This window comes from Amycolatopsis iheyensis (assembly GCF_024703995.1).
GTDB classification, from domain to species: domain Bacteria; phylum Actinomycetota; class Actinomycetes; order Mycobacteriales; family Pseudonocardiaceae; genus Amycolatopsis; species Amycolatopsis iheyensis.
Window position 1 is genome coordinate 41195 of sequence record NZ_JAMXQV010000020.1, and the last position, 19276, is coordinate 60470.

A 19276-nucleotide genomic window follows, 5' to 3' on the forward strand; every position below is an offset into this window, starting at 1 on the left:
GGGTTGGGGAAGCACTCGATAACTTCTTCCCGCCCAACCAGGCGACCGAGCCAACCACGGCCGCCCACCACAGAATTCGTCCCCGGCCACCAGTTCCCGGCCACCGCAACACCCGGCCCCACCTCCTCGCCAAGGCCCCATTCCCTCGCCCGGCTGATCAAGCGAGCTGCTCGAAAATCCCAGCGACCAATCCAGCGACCAGCCGACCAGCCCCGCCCGCCCCAGGACTCACCCGGCCAATCAGCCCCGCCCGCCGCAGGACTCACCCGGCCACCAGACCCCGCCCACCACAACACAAACCGCGCCCGGCCGACTCCAGCCACTCAGCCGAGATGCGCGAAACTCTCGCTCAACAATCCCGTCCATACCCACAATCGCGTGGGCCAACGCCGCCTACGCGCCTCACCCCACCGGCGGCCGACCTCCCACCTCGTCCGCAACGAGACCGCCAAGCCCGCATCACAACCAGCCCACCACCAAAGCCCCATCCCCCGCGGCCGACCTCCCACCTCGTCCGCGACGAGACCACCAGGCCCGCACCACAACCAGCACCCCACCAAAGTCCCATCCGCCCTCGCAGCCAGCCTCCCGCCCCTGCGCAGCAAGACCGGCCCCACCAGACGACCGCCCGGAAGCGCCCACCAAGCCCCAAGCCACTTGCGCAGCCGACCACCCACCCCCCTCGGTACGGTGACGACATGAGGCGCAAGGCGGTGGCAGTAAGGCGAGAGGAAATCGTGCTCGCCGCGCTCGAACAGATCCGCACTCAAGGCATCGCCGGCGTGAGGGCCGCCGACATCGCCCGGGTTCTCGGGGTCAGCACCGCCCTGATCTTCTACCACTTCGGGACCCTCGAGACCCTCATCATCGAGGCCTTCCGCCAAGCCGCCGAGCGGAACCTCGCCGTTCTGCGGGCCGAGCTGAACCGGGCCGGACCCGTTCGGGCTCGGCTGACCGCCGTGCTCGCCCTCTACGGGCCCACCGAACCCACCGCCGGCTGGCAGCTGTGGATCGAGGCCGGTGCCGCCGCCTTGCGGGACGCCGAACTGCGCGACGTCGTCCAGCGGCTCGACCTGCGGTGGCGGGATGCCGTCGTCTCGCTCATCGCCGAAGGTGTCGCCGCCGGGGACTTTCGGTGTTCCGATCCGCGGGGGGCCGCCTGGCGGCTCACCGCTCTTCTCGATGGGCTCGCCGTGCAGTTCGTCGCCCGTCAGGACACCGTCTCCGCCGCCGACTGCGCCCAGTGGGTCGAACAGGCACTCGCCCACGAGCTCGGCGAAACCGCGCCGGCCCTCCGATGACCGCGCTGCTCGAAGTCGCCTGGACCGACCCCGTCACCGGCTGCCGCGGCTACCTCGTGATCGACCGGCTCGTCCGCGGGGTCGCCAGCGGCGGCCTGCGCATGCGCCGCGGCTGCACCCTCTTCGAAGTCCGCGGCCTGGCCCGCGGCATGACGCTCAAGGAAGGCCTCAACTACGACCCCACCGGCCGGTACGTCCCGCTCGGCGGCGCCAAGGGCGGCATCGACTTCGACCCGCACGACGAACGCGCCCGCGACGTCGTCGCCCGCTACCTGCACGCCATGCGCCCGCTCATCGAGCGTTACTGGACCATGGGCGAGGACCTCGGCCTGCGCCAGGACGTCATCGACGACGTCATCGCGGAAATCGGGCTGCTCAGCCCGGTCCAGGCCGTCTACCCGCTGCTCGAAGACCGCGAAGCGGCGACCCGCCGCCTGGCCGACGCCTTCCGCATCGAGGTCGGCGGGCTCGGGCTTGACGAGCTGGTCGGCGGCCTCGGCGTCGCCGAAGCCACCCTCACCGGTCTCGCCATGCTCGGGCTCGACGGCCCGAACCGCGCCGTCGTCCAGGGGTTCGGCTCGATGGGCGGCGCCACCGCGCGGTTCCTCGCCGAGGCCGGCCTGCGCGTCGTCGGTGTCTCGGACGTCCGGGGCGTCGTCGTCAACCCGGCCGGGCTCGACGTCGAGCGCCTGCTCCGGCACCGTGACCGCTTCGGCGGCCTGGACCGCGACCACCTCGGCCCCGGCGACGAGCTCCTCCCACCCGAAGCCTGGCTCGACGTGCCGGCCGAGGTGCTCGTCCCGGCCGCCATCTCCTACTGCGTCGACAGCGACAACCAGGCGAAGATCACCGCGAAGCTCGTCGTCGAAGCCGCGAACATGCCGGTCACCGCCGACGCCGAGGAAGTGCTCGCCGCCCGCGGCATCCGGGTGCTGCCGGATTTCGTCGCCAACTCGGCCACCAACTCCTGGTGGTGGTGGACGCTCTTCGGCGACGTCGGCGCCGACGCCGGCGAAGCCTTCGACAAGGTCCGCAGCCGGATGCGCGAGCTGGTCACCGGCATGTTCGAGCGTGCGACGAGCGAAGGCGTCAGCCTCCGCACCGCCGCACTGCGGCTTTCGGAGAAGAACCTCGAGGCGATCCAAGCCCGCTTCGGCTGACGCAGGTGTCCCGTCGCGCGGACCCCGGACCTGGACATCGGCTACGAGGTCGACGGGCCGCCGAACGGACGGCCCCTGGTCGCGGTCCACGGCTGGCCGGACGACCCGCACTGCTGTCCGGGTGTTCCGCCCGTACCTGCGCGGCTTCGGCCCGACGACGTTCCGCGACCCGGACCAGCCCCGCGACGCCCCGCTCGGCCGGGACCTGCGGGACTTCCTCGACGCGCTCGACCTCACCGACGTCGTCGTCGCGGGGCACGACTGGGGCGCGCGGGCCGGGTACGCCGTCGGCTCGCGGTTCCCCGAGCGCGTCTCGCACCTGGTCGCGATGTCGGCAGGCCACGGCTCGGCCGGTCCCCCGCTGGACCACGACGCGCTGGACGGCGGCCGCCGCGCCAACGCGCGGCACCTGTGGACGACCTGGTCGCCGGGCTGGGAGTTCGCCGACGACACCTTCGACCGGACCGCGGCCGCGTGGGACAACGACGACTGACCCGCGGTCTCCACCGCTCAGGCGACGAAGAAAGCGAGGTCCGCGTCCCGGGCGCGCGGGACGCCGGCCACCCGCCGTCGGCGAGCGAGGGCAAGAACCACCTCTTCGCCGAGCGGTACGAGCGGGTGGTGTTCGATGACGTCGGACACTTCCCGCCCCGGGAGGCCCCGGTCCGGACGGCCCGCCGGGTGGGCGCGGCCCTGACCGGCGGGAACGAATCCGGCCGCCAGATAGTTGAACGCTCTATGAAACTCGGCATCTACAGCTTCGGTGACCGCGCGCCGGACCCGCGCACCGGCGAACAGCTGTCCGTGGCGCAGACGCTGGCCAACACCCTCGAGCGGATCAAGCTCGCCGACGAGCTGGGCCTCGGCTTCTACGGCCTCGGCGAGCACCACCTCGACCAGTACGCCATCTCCAGCCCGGGCACGGTGCTGGCCGCCGCGGCGAGCAGCACGAACCAGATCACCCTCAGCTCGGCGGTGACCGTGCTGAGCACCGAGGACCCGGTCCGCGTCTACCAGCAGTTCACGACGCTCGACCAGCTCAGCCACGGCCGCGCCGAGCTGCTCGCCGGCCGCGGGTCGTTCACCGAGTCGTTCCCGCTGTTCGGCCATGACCTCGGCGACTACGACGAGCTGTTCGACGAGAAGCTCGCCCTCCTGCTGCACATCGACCGCGACGACCCGCTGACCTGGTCCGGCAAGTTCCGGCCGCCGCTGGAGGACGCGCGGATCCTGCCGCGCCCGTACGGCCGGCGCCTGCGCATCTCGATCGGCACCGGTGGCAACCCCGAGTCGTCGATCCGCGCCGGGCTGCTCGGCCTGCCGGTGGTGTACGCCGTGATCGGCGGCCGCCCCGAACGCTTCGCCCCGCTCGTCGACCTCTACCGCCAAGCCGCCGAAGCGGGCAACCAGGCGAAGGAAGACCTGCACGTCACCATGGGCGCCATCGGCTTCATCGCCGAGAAGTCCCAGGACGCCAAGGAAACCTTCTACCCGTACTGGCTCGAGACGATGAAGTACGGCGCGCAGGCCCGCGGCTGGGCGGTCCCGACCCGCGCCGAGTACGACGCCTACACCCAGGACGCGCAGGCGTTGTTCGTCGGCAGCCCGCAGGAGATCGCCGGGCGGATCATCGAGATCGGCAAGCTCACCGGCGCCGACCGCTACGCAATGCAGATGGACTGGTCCGGCGTGCCGCACAAGGACGTCATGCGGGCCATCGAGCTGCTCGGCACCGAGGTCCTCCCGGTGGTGGAAAAGGAGTTCTAGACGTCGTTCCCGGCGACGAAGCCGAACGTCATCGCCGGGCCGATGGTCGAGCCGGCGCCCGCGTAGCTGTGCCCCATCACCGCCGCGCTCGCGTTGCCGGCCGCGTACAGACCGGGGATCACCGAGCCGTCCGGGCGGAGCACGCGCGCCCGGGCGTCGGTGCGCATGCCGCCCTTCGTGCCCAGGTCGCCGGGCACGATCTTGAAGGCGTAGAACGGCGGCGCCCACAGCGGCGCGAGGCAGGAGTTCGGCAGCACCAGCGGGTCGGTGTAGTAGTGGTCGTACGCGCTGGCGCCACGCCGGAAGTCACCGTCCACCCCGGACCACGCGAAACCGTTGAATCGGTCCACAGTGGACTTCAACGCGGCGGGCGGCACACCGATCGCCGAGCCGAGCGCCTGGATGCTCGATGCCTTGACGACCGCGCCGGCCGCGTACCAGGCGTCCGGCAACGGCAGCAGCGGCAGCGTGTCGCGGAACAGGTACTTGTTGCGGTAGCTCTGGTCGACGACCAGCCACGCCGGGATGTCGGGCGCGGTCGGGTTCTTGTCGTACATCACGTGCACGACGTCGCTGTAGGGCGCGGCTTCGTTGACGAACCGCTTACCGGCCTGGTTGACGATCAGCCCGCCGGGCAGGGTCCGCTCCGCCAGGCAGAAGTACGGGTCACCGGGGATCGGGATGGCCGGGCCCCACCACGCGTCCTCCATCAGGTCGAGCGCGGCGCCCGCCCGCTGTCCCGCGCGGTGGCCGTCACCGGTGTTCTCCTTGGCCCCGACGGTCCAGTCGGTGCCGATCGGCTGCCGCTGGTACTGCGCGCGCATCGCCGCGTTGTGCTCGAACCCTCCGGAGCCAACGATCACGCCGCGCCGCGCCCGCACCAGCCCGGTCGGCGTCACAACCCCGGTCACCGCACCGTTTTCGACGTTCAGGTCGAGCAACGGCGTGTTCAGCAGCACCGGGACGTTCGCCCGCAGCAGCCCGACGCGCAGGCCGGCGGCGAGCGACTGGCCCATGGTGAGCGGCTTCTGCCCGGCGAGCGCGGCGGCCGTGCCGCGGGCGAGGCACGCGGCGGCGACCGCGGCGCCCTTCGCGTTCACCGCGGCCAGGTTGAGCCACTTGTAGTCGGCGCTGAACACGACCAGCCCGGGCGGCGTCGCGAGGTACGCCGGGTTGAGGTTGGCCAGCTCCGCGCCGAGGAGGTTCCCGTCGAACTGGTCCGGCTCGATCGAGCGGCCGTTCGGCAACCCGCCCGGCAGCTCCGGGTAGTAGTCGCTGTAGCCCTCCATCCAGCGGAAGCGCAGCGGGCTGTTCGCCATGACGAACGCGATCATCTCCGGCCCGTTGCGCAAGAACGCGTTCTGCCGCTCGGCCGGCACGTCCGGCCCGACGACCGCGGCGAGGTACTGCGCGGCCTTCGCCGGGGTGTCCGGCACGCCGGCGGCCAGCAGCACCGGGTTATTCGGGATCCAGATCCCGGCGCCCGATCGCGCCGCGGATCCGCCGAACGTCGGCGCCTTTTCGAGCACGACGACACTCAATCCGCGCTTGGCCGCGGTCAACGCGGCGGTCATGCCCGCCGCGCCGGAGCCGACCACGACGACGTCGTACTCCCCCACGGTCGAAGCGTTCGCGGCGTTCGCGAGCCCGGACGTCACGGCGAGGCCCACGCCCGCCGCGGTGCCGCGCAGGAGCTGGCGGCGGGTCAGGTCGGCATCCATGGCGCACATCGTGTCGGCAGGCTCGCGAAACTGGAACATGTTCTACCCGCTTGGAGCAGCCCGGTAGGCCACTGGTCCGAACCCATGACGACATTCGCCGCACCAAGTTGACGAGACCCTCATGTTCTGGCTAACTTGAGCTGAGTCTCAAGTTAACTGAAGGAGGACCATTGTCCGAAGTGATCGCCGTCCTGGGGGTCGGGCCGGGGCTGGGCCTGTCGATCGCCCAGCGCTTCGCCCGCGAAGGCTTCACGACCGCGCTCGTGTCGCGCACCGACACCCGCCACGCGCGCTACCGGGAGTCCCTGCCGGAGGGCACCGCGCACACCTACACCGCCGACCTGACCGACCCCGCCCAGCTCGACGCGGTCCTCGACCGCATCACGGCCGAAGCCGGCGAGATCGACACGGTCTACTTCGGCCCGGCCGTCGCGGTGAACCTCAAGCCGCTGCCCGAGTCCGGCGCCGGGGACCTGCTCGCCCCGTTCGAAGCCGCCGTGCTCCCGGCCGCCCGGCTCGTCGAAGCCGTGCTGCCGGGCATGCTCGAGCGCGGTTCCGGCACGCTGCTGTTCGCCGGCGGGTTGAGCGGCAAGCACCCGATGCCGGTGCTCGGGAGCCTCGCCCCGGCCTCGGCGGCACTGCGCATGTACGTCCTGACGCTCGACGCGGCCCTGCGCGAAACCGGTGTCCACGCGGGGATCCTGACCGTCGGCGGCCTCATCGAGCGCGGTGACATCCACCGGGACTTCACCACCCGGGACCTCGGGTTCACGGTGGGCACGCTGAACCCGGACGACATCGCCGACCAGGCGTGGTCGATGTACGTCGAGCGCGGCGAGGCGGAAGCGGAGTTCAACGCGATGGCGGCGGTCTAGCCTGGGGATCATGTACACCCCGGGGGAACGGCAAGCACTTCGCGAAGCCCTGGTCGAGGCGGCCCGGTCGGACGAGCGCGTCACCGGCGCCGCGCTCACCGGCTCGGCCGCGCTCGACGCCGAGGACGCGTGGTCGGACATCGATCTCGCGTTCGCCGTCGCCGGTGAGCCGGCGGCGGTGCTCGCGGACTTCACCACACGGATGTACGGCGAGCACGGCGCCGTGCACCACATGGACGTCGTGTTCGAGCGGACGGTGTTCCGCGTCTTCCTGCTGGCGAACACGCTCCAGGTGGACCTGGCGTTCTGGCCGGCGGCGGACTTCGGCGCGACGACGCCGAAGTTCCGGCTGCTGTTCGGCACGGCCCAGGACCGGCCGCGGACGCCGCCGCCCGAGCCGCGGCGGCTGATCGACCTGGCCTGGCTGCACGCGTTGCACGCGCGCTCGAGCATCGAACGCGGTCGCGGCTGGCAGGCCGAGTACATGATCGGCCGGGTCCGGGAGCACGCGCTGGCGCTGGCTTGCCTGCGGCACGGGCTGCCCGCGGTCGAGGGGCGCGGGCTCGACCGGCTGCCCGCGTCGGTGACCGCGCCGTACGAAGCGACGCTGGTGCGTGGCCTCGAAGACGCCGCACGGGCCTTCCACGCCGTCACCGAGCTGTTCATCGGGGAGATCGAGCACGTCGACGGCGACCTGGCGAGGCGCTTGGCGCCGTTGCTGCGCGAGCTTTCCTAAGCCAGGTAAGCGAGTTCCGGGTGCGCGGCGGCATAGGCGTCGAGCAGCCGACGCGCCACTGGCACCGAGCCGACCAGCGGGTGCAGCGCGAACGCCCGCAGCGCCGCCGCGCGTGACCCGGTCGTCGCGGCTTCGATCGTCGCCCGCTCGACGGCCTTGACCGCGGTCACCAGGCCCAGCGCGTGGTCCGGCAGCGGATCGGCGGCGAGCGGGCGGGCGCCGTTCGCGTCGACGACGCACGGCACTTCGACGACCGCGTCGGCCGGCACGCCGGGCAGCGCGGATCCGTTGCGGACGTTGAGGATCAACGTCGTGCGTTCGCCGTACGCGACCGCGCGCATGAGCGCCAGGGCGACCTTCTCGTAGCCGCCACCCTCGAGATCGTCACGCTCTCCTTCGCGCGTTTCGGCCATGTACGTCGCTTCGCGCTCCAGACGCGTGCGTTCCCACGACGCCAACGAAGGCTCCGCGTAGAAGCCGTGTTGCTGCTCCAGTAGTTGCGCGCCACGCGAGTGCTCCCCCACGGCCTCGCGCGCGAAGTAGTAATAGTGCAGGTATTCGTTGGGCAGCGCGCCGAGGACGCGCAGCCAGTCCGCGCCGAAGAGCTTGCCCTCCTCGAAGGACTCCAGCGCGACGGTGTCGGCGAGCAGCTCCGGCAGGACGTCTTCCCCGCCGACGCGCACCGCGCGCAACCAGCCGAGGTGGTTGAGGCCCGCGTAGTCGAACCACGCCGTCGCCGGGTCGGCCCCGAGCGCCCGCGCGACCCGGCGGCACAGCCCCACCGGCGAGTCGCAGATGCCGATGACACGGCCGCCGAGGTGCGCGCCCATGGCTTCGGTGACCATCCCGGCGGGGTTGGTGAAGTTGATGACCCAGGCACGCGGCGCCAGCTCGTTGATCGCGCACGCCAGCTCGACGGCCACCGGGACCGTCCGCAGCCCGTAGGCGATCCCGCCCGCGCCGACGGTTTCCTGCCCCAGCACGCCTTCCGCGTGCGCGAGCTGCTCGTCGAGCCGGCGCCCACGCAGGCCGCCGACGCGAATCGCGGAGAACACGAAGTCCACATCGGACAGTGCGGTGGCCAGGTCGGTGGTGGTGCGCACGCGCGGCGCGGCTGCCACTCCGGCGGCCTGTTCGGCGAGGACCCGCTCGATCGCGGCGAGCCGCCCGGCGTCGACGTCGTGCAGGACCAGCTCGGTGACGCCGCTGCCGCCCAGCAGCGCGCCGTGCACGAGCGGCACGCGAAACCCGCCGCCACCGAGGATCGCGAGCTTCACCGCAGCACCTCGACCCCGGCTTCGGCCAAGACCGCGCACGTCGGCTCGTCGGCGCCCGCGCTGGTGACGACCATGTCGAGCGCGTCGGGCCCGCAGACCCGGGCCAGCCCGGTGCCGGGGAACTTGCCGGCGTCGGCGAGCAGCACCACGCGGTCTCCCGCGGCGACCATCGCGCGCTTGACCGGCACTTCGACACCGGTCGAGTCCATCACCTGGCCGTCGCCGCGGACGCCGCTGGCGCCGAGGAAGACAGTGTCGGCGTGCACCTGGCGCAGCGCGTCCTCCGTCAGGAATCCCACCATCGAGTGATAGCTGCGCCGGACCACGCCGCCGAGCAGGACGAGCCGGACGTCTTCGGCGTCCTTGAGCTCTTCGTAGACGGTGAGGCTGCTGGTGAGCACGGTCAGCGCGCGGTCACGCAGGTGCCGCGCGAGCCGGTGCGCGGTGGTGCCGATGTCGAGGAGCACGGTGTCGCCGTCGGCGACCAGGTCCGCCGCGCGCCGGGCGACGGCTTCCTTCTCGTCGGCCCGCTCGGCGGCCACTCGCGGGATCGGCTCCTCGCCGGCCGCCATCGCCCCGCCGTAGACGCGGGTCAGCCGGCCTTCGCGGCCGAGCTGCCCGAGGTCGCGGCGCACCGTGGCCTGGCTGACGCCGAGCCGCTCGGCCAGCACCCCGACCGGCGCCGGGCCCTCCGCGCGGAGAGCCCGCAGGATCAGCTCGTGGCGACGCTGGGGCAGCATGCGGGGACGATAGCAGTCAAACCCGCTCAGCCGGCGATCGAGTTTGCGCGTCTCTTGCGCATTCCGCGCGGCTGAAGCACGCTCGTGCGCATCCTCGATCGCTGGAGGCGCCCGTGCCGGCCGAGCCCGCACCCGACATCGATGTCTTCCTGTCCGGCCTGCTGTTCTTCGACCTGGTGTTCACCGGGCTCGAACCTCCGGCGCCGGGCACGGAGGTGTGGACGGGCGGCATGGGCTCCGGCCCGGGCGGGATCGCGAACTTCGCCGTCGCGCTCAGCCGGCTCGGCCTGCGGACGTCGCTGGCGGCCGCGTTCGGCGCCGACGTCTACGGGAACTACTGCTGGGACGTGCTTTCGCGGCAAGAGCACATCGACCTGTCGCGGTCGCGGCAGTTCCCGGAGTGGCATTCGCCGGTCACGGTTTCGCTGGCCTACGCGGGTGACCGGGCGATGGTCACGCACGGGCACCCGCCGCCCGTCCCGGTGGCGGAGCTGGCCGGTTCGCCGCCACCGAGCCTCGCGACCGTCGCGCACATCGGCCTCGACACCGCCGAGTGGGTCCACACGGCACACCAGTCGGGCAGCCTGGTCTTCGCCGACGTCGGCTGGGACCCGTCGGAGGCGTGGTCGGCGGCGCTGCTCGACCAGCTGGGGTGCTGCCACGCGTTCCTGCCCAACGACGTCGAAGCGATGGCGTACACGCGCACGGACACGGCCGAAGCGGCGCTGGCGAAGCTCGCCGACCTCGTCCCGATCGCGGTGATCACCCGCGGCGGCGCGGGTGTGCTCGCGGTGGACGGCACCACGGGCGAGACGGCGGACGTCCCGGCGCTCCCGGTCGACGTGCTGGACGCGACGGGCGCGGGCGACGTCTTCGGCGCCGGGTTCGTCGCGGCCACCCTGACCGGCTGGCCGCTGGCCGAACGGCTGCGGTTCGCGTGCCTGACGGCGGCGTTGTCGGTCCAGCACTTCGGCGGCGCGCTGGCGGCGCCGGGCTGGCACGAGATCGCGCAGTGGCACACCCGCACCCGGTCGCGGGAGTACGCGTTCCTCGACGACGTCCTGCCGTCGGAGACGGTGGCGGACATCCGCCGGGGCCCGGTGACCCTCGGTTTCGGCGACGACAGCTGGCGCTGAGGTGCACCCGCGGGCGGGCCGGTACGCGGAGTCCGGGCTGCGGACGTCGTTGTTGTCGGCGCCGGGCGCGGTGGGCGCGGAGGCGGTGGGCCTGCGTCCGATCGGCGAGGTGATGGGCTGCGTGGTGGCGCGTTCCGAGGAGCTGACTTCGGGCCTGCGCCACGGCTACGCGACGGCGTTGGACCGCTTGCGCGCGGAGGCATCGGCCCTCGGCGCGGACGGCGTGCTGGCGATCGCCTGCACGGTGACGCGGGTGAGTGCGACGGTCCGCGAGTTCACGGTCTTGGGCACGGCAGTCCGGGCGGAGCGCGGCGTCCGCCCGGCGCGGCCGTTCACGACGGGGTTGCCGGGCCCGGACGTGGCGAAGCTGCTGTACGCGGGCTGGGTCCCGGTGACGGTGGCGATCGGCATCGACGGCGGGACGACGTACGACATCGCGATGAGGGACCGGCCGGGCGAGGAGGTGCGGGCGCCGACGGAGCTGGTGACGCGGGTGCGGGCGGGCGCGCGGGCGGAGTTCACGGGGGCGGTGGCGGCGTCGGGAGCGGACGGCGGGTTGGTGACGTCGACGACGTTGCGGGCGTGGCGCCTGGGGCCGACAGGAGTGGGGGCGGTGACGAGCGTGTTCGGCACGGCGGTGGCTCAGGTGGGTGCTGGTGCGAGGCGTGGGGTGGCGGGCGCGGTGCTGCCGCTGTCGGATGAGTGATCTGGTCGGGGTTTCGCGCGTTCGGCGGTCGACATCGCAGCCTGGCCCCCCCAACCCGCGCCCACGCATCCCGGCCCCATGCTCTGTTCCCGCGCCCCGCGCCGCCGCTCCCCCCGCCCCTGTCGCCACCTCGACCGGACCTTCCGGACATACCCGTTGATCGGCCGCACCCACCGCCCGCCGCCGGGGATTCGTGCCACGATGGAGGCGAGATCCGGCCTAAGGAGGTCCGCCAGTGCCCGAGTGGGACGGTCGCGGCCTGCCGCCGGTCGCGCAGGCGCGCGTCGACCGCTTCGGCCGGTCCGGGCTGAAGACCTCGCTGCTGAGCGTGCCGGGCGCGGTCGGCGCCGAGGTGGCCGGCTTCACCGCCGTCGGCGAGGTCATGGGCTGCGTGGTGCAGCAGATCGGCTTCGGCGCCCTGGCCCAGTGGGCCGGTGACCAGGTCCGGCAGACGGCGGACATGCTCCGCGACGGCTACGCGACCGCGCTCGACCGGCTGTCGCAGGAAGCGACCGGGCTGGGCGCCGACGGCGTGCTCGGCATCGAGTTCACGATCACCTCGCTCGACGGCGTGCTGCAGGAGCTCGTCGCGCTCGGCACCGCTGTCCGCGCCGAGACCACGCAACGCCCGCGGCGGCTGTTCACCACCGACCTGCCGGGCCAGGACGTCGGCAAGCTGATGCAGGCGGGCTGGGTGCCGGTGCGGGTCGCGGTCGGTGTCGCCGCCCGCGCCGAATACGACTACTCCATGCAGTACCAGACCAGCACGTGGGCGGGGAACGCCGAAGTCGACGCCCCGACGAAGGTCGTCAACGAAGTCCGGGCCGCGGCCCGCGCGGAGTTCGCCCGCGCCATCCGCGACAGCGGCGCCGACGGCGGCATCGTCTCCGACCTGCGGCTGCGGACGTGGCCGGTGCAGGAACGCGCGGTGGTCGGCATCGCCAGCGTGACCGGCACCGCGATCGCCCAGTTCCACACCGGCCGCGCGGCGCCGACCAGCGCGCTCAAGATCCTGCCGTTGAACCGTTCCTGAGGAGGCTTCGTGACCACCGCGGACCCCGCCGCGCAGCACATCCCCGAGGATGCGATGCGCCGGCTCGCCGAGATGAAACCGGGCCAGAAGACCAGCCTGTTCACCTCGGACCTGAGCGTCAACGAGTTCCTCCTCGTGCGCGAAGCCGGGTTCCGCCCGCTGGGGCTGGTGCTCGGCTCGAGCATCTACCACGTCGGTTTCCAGATGGGCCGCTGGAGCAAGAACCAGGAGATGGACCGGCTTTCCCAGGCGATGTACCACGCCCGCGAGCTGGCGATGTCGCGCATGGAGGCCGAGGCGGACATCCTGGGCGCGGACGGCATCGTCGCGGTCCGGCTCGAGATCGAGTTCAAGGAGTTCGGCAGCGACCTGGCCGAGTTCATCGCCGTCGGCACCGCGGTCAAGGCCGACGAACCCGGCGAATGGCGCAACAACACGGGAAAGCCGTTCACCTCGGACCTGTCCGGACAGGACTTCTGGACGCTGGTGCAGGCCGGCTACGCCCCGCTGGGCATGGTGATGGGCACGTGCGTCTACCACATCGCGCACCAGCGGTTCCGGCAGATGATGGGCAACATCGGCCAGAACGTCGAGATCCCGCAGTACACCGAAGCGCTGTACGACGCGCGTGAACTGGCGATGTCCCGCATGCAGGCCGAGGCCGAGCAGCTGGAGGCGGAAGGCATCGTCGGGGTGCAGCTGCTGTCGCTGCCGCACCGCTGGGGCGGGCACACGACGGAGTTCTTCGCGATCGGCACCGCGGTGAAGCCGCTGCGCGCCGACCACCACATCGCCAAGCCGCAGCTCGTGCTGCCCCTCACCGACTGATGGCCGGCGAGCTGGACTTCCACCTGGTGGCCGCGGCGCTGCGCACCGACCGCGCGGACGTCGAGTCCTACCACCGGGTCCTGTCCGACACGCTGGGCAGCGCTCTACCGCCAGGCATGGTCGAGGTCGACCGGCGGCGCACGTTCGCCGACCGCGTCGCGGGCCGCGACGGCCAGGCGGTCGCGGTGCGGGTGACCACCCCGGACCGGGTGCTGGTGCTGAGCGCGGGCAAGCACGGCGGAGTGGCCGCGGAGATCCACCAGGTGGTGCGCGGCGTGGTGATCAGCCGCAAGGAAGCCGCGGTCGACGACTGGCTCGCGGCACTGGCGCAGGAGCTGACGACGTTGGCGTCGAAGGACGCGAAAGCACGCGACGCGCTCTCGCGGCTGCTCGGCGGCTGAGAAGTCCTTGCGGGACAAAGGCGGGTGACCACCCCGGACCGGGTACTGGTGCTGAGCACGGGCAAGCACGGCGGAGTGGCCGCGGAGATCCACCAGGTGGTGCGCGGCGTGGTGATCAGCCGCAAGGAAGCCGCAGTCGACGACTGGCTCGCGGCGCTCGCGCAGGAACTGACGACGCTGGCGTCGAAAGACGCGAAAGCACGCGACGCGCTCTCGCGGCTGCTCGGCGGCTGAGAAGTCCTTGCGGGACAAGGACTGTGCATCGGGGGCCGGATCGAGTGGCCCCCGAATGCACAGTCTAGGGCGTGGGTTACAGGCGAGATGTGGACGCAGGTGCCCTCGATGATCGGCAAGGCTCCGTCGTGGCCGGCCCAGGCGCTGCGGTGGGTCAGCCGTGGGTGCAGCCGATCCCGGGCCCGGATCAGCGCGGGACCGCAGAGCCTGGTCGTGGTGTCGATGGTGACATCCGGCTCGTCCCAGGTGTTCGGGTCACCGAAGGCAAACTAGTCGCCGTGGCGGCGGGGCCTGCCCAGCGTGCCGGGCGGCGGCGGACCGACCGGGCAGTGCAGAACCCGGTCGGTGCGCATCCACACCAGCACGATGATCGACAGGGGCCGGCCGGCACCGCCCGAACGTCAAAGCTCAGTCTAGGGCGTGGGTACGACGGTTTCCCTCAGCCGACCGTCACCCGCAGGATCTTGTTGTGGCTGTTGTGCGGTGTGTTGTCCTTGTCGCCGTCGACGCTGGTCGCCAGCCACATCTGGCCGTCCGGGGCCGGCTCCACCGTGCGGAGCCTGCCGTACGTGCCGTTGAAGAATGTCTGGAAGTTCGTCAGCGAGCTGCCGCTGATCACCGCTCGGTAGAGGCGCGCCCCGCGCTGGCACGCCACGTACAGCGCGTCGCGGATGATCGTGATTCCGCTGCACGAACCCTGCGCCACCGGGTACGTCTTCTTCGGCGCGATGAAGCCCGCCGTGCCGCACGAACCCGACGTTCCTTCGCACGACGGCCAGCCGTAGTTGCCGCCCTTCACGATCAGGTTCGTCTCGTCCATGACGCTGTTGCCGAACTCCTGCTCCCACAACCGGCCCTGCGAGTCGAACGCCAGGCCTTGGACGTTCCGGTGCCCGTAGCTCCACACGGCGTTGTGGAACGGGTTGTCCGCGGGGATCGTGCCGTCGGGGGCGATCCGCAGCACCTTTCCGTTGAGGCTGCTGGTGTTCGACGCGTTGTCGCCGTTCTGCGCGTCGCCGGTGCCGGCGAACAGGTAGCGGCCGTCCGGGCTGAAGCGCAGCCGGCCGCCGTTGTGGAACTTGTTGCGGGCGATGCCGGTCACCAGGATCTGCTCGGTGCTCGTGGTCAGCGAGTCGGCGGCGGGGTCGTACTTGATCCGCACGATCCGGTTGTCGTTCGGCGAGGTGTGCATGATGTAGAGCCAGTGGTCGGAGCCGAACGACGCCGGGTTGATCTCCAGGCCGGTCAGACCGCCTTCGCCGTCGGTGCTCTGCACGTTCGGCACGGTGCCGATCGTCTTCTTCGCACCGGTCTTCGGGTTCAGGTGGACGATCGCATGCGCGTCGCGCTGGTTGTAGAGGATCGTGCCGTCGGGCAGGGTGACCAGGCCCCACACGACGTCGTCGTCGGTGCCGACCTGCGTCGCGCCGCAGACGCCCTGCGACGGCGTGCAGCTCGACCCGCCGGTCGTCGTGACGTCCACGACCGGGGTGCTCGGTTCGCTGAGGTTGCCGTTGCCGTCCACGGCCCGCACCTGCAGGTGGTAGGCGGTGTTCGGGGTCAGGCCGCCGAGTGTGGTGCTGGTCGTGTCGGCCGTGCCGATCTGCGTGCCGGCGTTGAAGATCCGGTACCCGGTGACGCCGACGTCGTCGGTCGACGCGGTCCACGCCAGCCCGATCGAAGTGCTGTTGACGGCGGTGGTGTGCACACCCGCCGGCGCCGACGGCGGCGTGTGGTCGTCGGACGGCGGTGTCTTCACCGGGAGCGTCCCGCTGGCCTGCGAGACGTTCCCGGCCGCGTCCCGCGCGTTGACGTAGAAGCCGTAGGTGCCGTTAGGGCCGAGGTTGCCGCAGGTCGCCGTCAGCGCGCCGGCGGTGCTGGCGCAAAGCTGGCCGTCGCGGTAGACGTCGTAGCCGGTGACGCCCTCGTTGTCGGTGGCCGCGGTCCACGAGATGGTCGCGCTGGTGGGCGTGACCCCGACGAGCGTCGGCGTGCCGGGCGGTGACGGCGGCACGACGTCGCCGGTCGACCCGTAGACGCCGAACTCCTGCAGTGAGTAGCCTTTCGACGCGTCGGTGCGGCAGCGTTTCGTGCCGTAGACCCGCACGTAGCGGCCGGTGCCGTCGAGGGAGGTCAGGTCTTCGACGCCGCCCTTGCCCGCGGTGGTCGAGTAGATCCGCGTCCAGGCGGCGTGGTCGTTCGAAGTGTCTATTTCGTACGCCGTCGCGCACGAGGCGTCCCACTGCAGCCGGACGCGGCTGACGTGCGCCGCCGCGCCGAGGTCGACGTAGATCCATTGTGGATCGACACCGGCCGCGCTGGCCCACCGCGTCGCCGAGTCGCCGTCGACGGCGTCCGGCGCCGGGCAGCACCCGCCGGCCGAGGACGCTGTCACCGGTTTTCCTTGCGACAGCAACGGATCCGCGGCGGATGCCGGCCCTGCTGCGGTGAGCGCTGCCGCGACGAGTGTGCCCGCGACGAGCGCGATGGAGCCAACCCGGATGCCTCTGGTCATTCCGTCCTCCACGGAGTACGGCTCCGGTCACGCCTTCCCGGGCCCGTGCTGCGAACGACCCGTCGGCGCAGGCAGAGGCGGATACCTGACGACGACGGCGAGGTTCTCCGGGGCCGGGACCGACCGGGAGCCATGGCGGTCTCGGGAAGACCGTACGAGCGGCTCGTCCGGGCGGTCAACCGGCTTCCCGCTCACCGGGCCGGGTTCACTCGCCCGAGGAAGCCGCGGATGTACCCGGCGATGGCGTCCAAGTGGCTTTCCAGCGCGAAGTGGCCGGAGTCGAGCAGGTGGATCTCGGCGTCGGGCAGGTCGCGGGCGTAGGCGCGGGCGCCGTCGGCGATGAAGATGTCGTCGTTGGCGCCCCAGACGGCCAGGAGCGGGACCTGGCTGGTGCGGAAGTACTCGTGGAACTTCGGGTAGAGGCCGATGTTGTGGTGGTAGTCGGCGAGCAGCGCCATCTGGATCTCCGCGCCACCCGGGCGGTCGAGCAGGGCCTGGTCGTGGATCCAGACGTCCGGGCTGACGAGCGCCGGGTCGGGCACGCCGTCGAGGTACTGCGCCTTGGTCGCTTCGAGCGTGACCATGGCCCGCAGGTCGTCGTCGGTCAGCGTGCCGGCGGCGAGCTTCTGCGGGAGCCCGGCGCCCAGCCCGTCGACGTAGGCGTTGCCGTTCTGCGTGACGATCGCGGTGACCCGCTCGGGGTTCCCGGCGGCGATGCGCAGGCCGACGGGGGCGCCGAAGTCCTGGATGTAGAGCGCGAAGCGGCCGAGGCCGATCTGGTCGAGCAGCCCGAGGGTGAGCTCGGCGAGCGCGTCGAAGGTGTAGGTGAACTCGTCGACGGACGGAGCGTCGGAGGCACCCGAGCCGAGGTAGTCGGGTGCGACGACGTGGTAGCGGTCGGCCAGCGCCGGGATGAGGTGCCGGTACATGTGCGAGCTCGTGGGGAACCCGTGGAGCAGGACGATCGTGGGCGCGTCGGCGGGCCCGGCCTCCCGGTAGAAGAGCCGGCGCCCGGCAACGGTGGCACTCCGGTGGTGAACGGCGACCATGACTGTCTCCCTCTCGCGTCTCATGTTTACTTTTCTATTTATCCATGAGACGACGTAGACTGTCAACGGCTCGGGAAGACTGGAGCTCTCACTTGGGAGGCGAACGTGGTCACTGCGGCACCCGGCGAAGAGCGCTCACCAGCGCTGGCGCTGGTCAACACCCGCCGGCTGAGCCCCGCCGGCGAGGTGGACGACCTCGCCGAGCCAGGCGACGCAACGGAGTGGCTACGCCGCCACGACCTCCCCCCGGCCCGGCTCACCCCGGACGACCTGCCCGGCTTGCTGGACCTCCGCGCCGCGATCCGCGAAGTGCTGGCGGCCTCGGCGGAGGACCGCACACCGGCGGCCAAGGCGGTCGAGACGGTGAACGCGACGGCCCGCGCGGACGCGGCGGCGCCTCAGCTGACGTGGCTCGCGCAGCCGCATCGCGAGTGGCGCAGCACCCGGCCGGGCAGCGCGGAGGAGGCACTGGCATCCCTGGCCCGCGACGCGATCACGGTGGTGACCGGCGAGCTCGGTCGGCTGGTGCGCCCGTGCGAGGCCCATGGTTGCGTGCGGTTCTTCTTCCGCGAGCACGCCCGCCGCCGCTGGTGCTCGACGACGTGCGGAGACCGAGTTCGGGCGGCCCGGCACCAGCGGTTGGTCGTCGAGCAGCGGGGGGCCACGGAGGGGCCTCGCTGAGCGGTTGACACGCTGGTCGCGCCGGTCCACGCTCGCCGCGCCACGCCCCACCAAGGCCCGATCCGCACCGCCGATCCCGCCACGCCTTCCGCCGAAGCTGCCCCTCACTCTCATAGCCGGCACTCGGGGTCTCGCGTCCACACCCGTCCATCCGGCCGCCAGTTCCGCTCGCCGGAAACTCGGAGCGTCAGTTCGTCGCGAACACCGCCGATCGGCTTACGTCAGCCCACTCCGCCACCTCTTCTCCTCGTGCTCGCTCCGAACGTTGGACCGCTTCCACCGCGTCCGCGCCGAGCAGCAGCCTCAGTGGGGGCTTGTCCAAGCGGACCACGTCGGCCAGGATGCGGGCTGCTCGGGCCGGGTCGCCCGGCTGCTTGCCGTCGCTTGCGTCGCGCAGGCGGTGCATCTCGCCCACCGATGCGTCGTACTCCGGGCGGACCGCGGCTCGCTCCATCGAGGCGCCCTGCCAGTCCGTGCGGAACGCGCCCGGCTCGACGATCGTGACCTTCACGCCAAACGGCTTCACCTCCGCGGTGAGCACCTCGGAGAACCCCTCCACCGCGAACTTCGCCGCCTGGTAGGCGCTCAGCCCCGGCGAGCCGCCGACCCGGCCGCCGACCGACGAGAACTGCAGGAAGTGGCCCGAGCCCTGCTCGCGGAACACCGGCAGCGCGGCCCGCGTCACGTTGACGACGCCGAAGAAGTTCGCTTCGACCTGGGCCCGGAAGTCGTCCTCCGGCATGTCCTCGATCGGGGCGCTGTTCGCGTAACCCGCGTTGTTGGCCACCACGTCGAGCCCGCCGAACTCCCGCACCGCGAACGCCACCGCCTCCTTCGCGGCCGCCGCGTCCGTGACGTCGAGCGCGAACGCGCGGACCGCGTCGCCGTATTCGGCCACCAAATCCTTCAACTGCTCCGGGCGGCGCGCGGTGGCGACCACCCGGTCACCGTCCTCGAGTGCCACCTTGACCAGCTCTCGCCCGAAACCACGCGAACTGCCCGTGATCAGCCACGTCCTGCCCATGATCCCTCTCCTCGCTCCGCCAACCAACTGGTTGGTTGCCTCCATGGAACACCTCGCGGCGGCACTTGTCAACCAACCGGTTGGTTGCTAAT

The 19276-nt window shown here is 71.8% G+C and carries 19 protein-coding genes; 13 read left to right on the top strand and 6 right to left on the bottom strand.

The window, feature by feature from the left end:
* The first annotated feature begins 698 nt into the window (after positions 1–698).
* The 4 genes from M8542_RS32685 to M8542_RS32700 all read left to right on the top strand — a co-directional run bounded on the left by M8542_RS32685 (position 699) and on the right by M8542_RS32700 (position 4228).
* Positions 699–1301: a TetR/AcrR family transcriptional regulator gene (locus M8542_RS32685; RefSeq protein ID WP_257924155.1), complete on the top strand. Its 603-nt coding sequence runs from the start codon at positions 699–701 to the stop codon at positions 1299–1301.
* Positions 1298–2461: a Glu/Leu/Phe/Val dehydrogenase dimerization domain-containing protein gene (locus M8542_RS32690; protein ID WP_257924156.1), complete on the top strand. Its 1164-nt coding sequence runs from the start codon at positions 1298–1300 to the stop codon at positions 2459–2461. The genes M8542_RS32685 and M8542_RS32690 overlap by 4 nt, the downstream gene beginning before the upstream one ends.
* Before the next feature lie 121 nt (positions 2462–2582).
* Positions 2583–2954: an alpha/beta fold hydrolase gene (locus M8542_RS32695; protein WP_257924157.1), complete on the top strand. Its 372-nt coding sequence runs from the start codon at positions 2583–2585 to the stop codon at positions 2952–2954.
* Positions 2955–3199: 245 nt separating this feature from the next.
* Positions 3200–4228: an LLM class flavin-dependent oxidoreductase gene (locus tag M8542_RS32700; protein ID WP_276587425.1), complete on the top strand. Its 1029-nt coding sequence runs from the start codon at positions 3200–3202 to the stop codon at positions 4226–4228.
* Here M8542_RS32700 and kstD read toward each other — a convergent pair.
* A complete protein-coding gene (kstD, locus tag M8542_RS32705; protein WP_257924159.1) occupies positions 4225–5949 on the bottom strand; it encodes a 3-oxosteroid 1-dehydrogenase in 1725 nt (574 codons plus the stop codon). The genes M8542_RS32700 and kstD overlap by 4 nt on opposite strands.
* A gap of 179 nt (positions 5950–6128) precedes the next feature.
* Here kstD and M8542_RS32710 point away from each other — a divergent pair, with 179 nt between their 5' ends.
* Entirely contained in the window at positions 6129–6824 is a 696-nt protein-coding gene (locus M8542_RS32710; protein WP_257924299.1) for an SDR family NAD(P)-dependent oxidoreductase, read from the top strand.
* 10 nt (positions 6825–6834) lie between these two features.
* On the top strand, positions 6835–7560 hold the full coding sequence (locus tag M8542_RS32715) for a nucleotidyltransferase domain-containing protein (protein WP_257924160.1): 726 nt from the start codon (positions 6835–6837) through the stop codon (positions 7558–7560).
* Here M8542_RS32715 and M8542_RS32720 read toward each other — a convergent pair.
* Positions 7557–8837: a 6-phospho-beta-glucosidase gene (locus tag M8542_RS32720; RefSeq protein ID WP_257924161.1), complete on the bottom strand. Its 1281-nt coding sequence runs from the start codon at positions 8835–8837 to the stop codon at positions 7557–7559. The two genes, M8542_RS32715 and M8542_RS32720, sit on opposite strands and share 4 nt — an antisense overlap.
* Positions 8834–9577: a DeoR/GlpR family DNA-binding transcription regulator gene (locus M8542_RS32725; RefSeq protein WP_257924162.1), complete on the bottom strand. Its 744-nt coding sequence runs from the start codon at positions 9575–9577 to the stop codon at positions 8834–8836. The genes M8542_RS32720 and M8542_RS32725 overlap by 4 nt, the downstream gene beginning before the upstream one ends.
* Positions 9578–9690: 113 nt before the next feature.
* On the opposite strand from M8542_RS32725, the gene M8542_RS32730 reads away from it, so the two are divergent.
* The 6 genes from M8542_RS32730 (at position 9691) to M8542_RS32755 (ending at position 13915) form a co-directional block, all read left to right on the top strand.
* Positions 9691–10713, top strand: a complete 1023-nt coding sequence (locus M8542_RS32730) for a PfkB family carbohydrate kinase (RefSeq protein ID WP_257924163.1) — start codon at positions 9691–9693, stop codon at positions 10711–10713.
* A 1-nt stretch (position 10714) separates the two neighbouring features.
* On the top strand, positions 10715–11419 hold the full coding sequence (locus tag M8542_RS32735; RefSeq protein WP_257924164.1) for a heavy metal-binding domain-containing protein: 705 nt from the start codon (positions 10715–10717) through the stop codon (positions 11417–11419).
* Between the two features lie 235 nt (positions 11420–11654).
* On the top strand, positions 11655–12452 hold the full coding sequence (locus tag M8542_RS32740) for a heavy metal-binding domain-containing protein (protein WP_257924165.1): 798 nt from the start codon (positions 11655–11657) through the stop codon (positions 12450–12452).
* 9 nt (positions 12453–12461) lie between these two features.
* Positions 12462–13280: a heavy metal-binding domain-containing protein gene (locus M8542_RS32745; protein WP_257924166.1), complete on the top strand. Its 819-nt coding sequence runs from the start codon at positions 12462–12464 to the stop codon at positions 13278–13280.
* Positions 13280–13681: a hypothetical protein gene (locus M8542_RS32750; protein WP_257924167.1), complete on the top strand. Its 402-nt coding sequence runs from the start codon at positions 13280–13282 to the stop codon at positions 13679–13681. Before M8542_RS32745 ends, M8542_RS32750 begins: the two co-directional genes overlap by 1 nt.
* Before the next feature lie 24 nt (positions 13682–13705).
* A complete protein-coding gene (locus tag M8542_RS32755) occupies positions 13706–13915 on the top strand; it encodes a hypothetical protein (protein WP_257924168.1) in 210 nt (69 codons plus the stop codon).
* Positions 13916–14354: 439 nt separating this feature from the next.
* Here the strand turns inward: M8542_RS32755 and M8542_RS32760 are convergent, their stop codons facing one another.
* Positions 14355–16430 carry a PQQ-dependent sugar dehydrogenase gene (locus M8542_RS32760; RefSeq protein ID WP_257924169.1) on the bottom strand — a complete coding sequence of 692 codons (2076 nt, stop codon included), beginning with the start codon at positions 16428–16430 and terminating at the stop codon, positions 14355–14357.
* Positions 16431–16621: 191 nt separating this feature from the next.
* Entirely contained in the window at positions 16622–17479 is an 858-nt protein-coding gene (locus tag M8542_RS32765) for an alpha/beta fold hydrolase (RefSeq protein ID WP_257924170.1), read from the bottom strand.
* A gap of 105 nt (positions 17480–17584) precedes the next feature.
* Between M8542_RS32765 and M8542_RS32770 the strand changes: the two genes are divergently transcribed.
* Positions 17585–18160, top strand: a complete 576-nt coding sequence (locus tag M8542_RS32770) for a CGNR zinc finger domain-containing protein (RefSeq protein WP_257924171.1) — start codon at positions 17585–17587, stop codon at positions 18158–18160.
* A 187-nt stretch (positions 18161–18347) separates the two neighbouring features.
* Here M8542_RS32770 and M8542_RS32775 read toward each other — a convergent pair whose 3' ends face one another.
* Positions 18348–19184: an oxidoreductase gene (locus tag M8542_RS32775; protein ID WP_257924172.1), complete on the bottom strand. Its 837-nt coding sequence runs from the start codon at positions 19182–19184 to the stop codon at positions 18348–18350.
* Positions 19185–19276: the final 92 nt, after the last annotated feature.